This is a genomic window from Helicobacter salomonis, from assembly GCF_017979425.1.
Taxonomy (GTDB): domain Bacteria; phylum Campylobacterota; class Campylobacteria; order Campylobacterales; family Helicobacteraceae; genus Helicobacter; species Helicobacter salomonis.
Genome location: NZ_JAERIS010000066.1, coordinates 1 through 254 on the forward strand (window position 1 = coordinate 1; position 254 = coordinate 254).

Annotated in this window: 1 protein-coding gene; it reads left to right on the forward strand. The window is 39.0% G+C overall.

All coding sequences use genetic code 11. The features are described 5' to 3' along the window. Positions 1–72: 72 nt before the first annotated feature. On the forward strand, positions 73–254 hold a 182-nt coding region (locus KCO92_RS07290), incomplete at its 3' end, for an efflux RND transporter permease subunit (protein WP_247598975.1).

Consider the following 254-nt stretch of genomic DNA (forward strand, 5'->3'; position numbering starts at 1 on the left):
TTCAAAAACTTATAGATAACCGAAGGAGCAGCTGTACGCCTCTACTAAGTCGTTGTTCTAACCATTATCCCTATGGTTTCTGCAACTCAGGTCCCTCCCGAGTATTCAAGATTCTATTATCGCACAGAGCCATTTTTTAAAGCACGTGATGGCTATTATGTCAAAACCCTTGCTTTTGTGTTGCGAAATAAGATTAAGGTGATTGTGGGCGTTATTGGCGTATTTTTCTTATCTATTATGCTACTAGCTAAGAT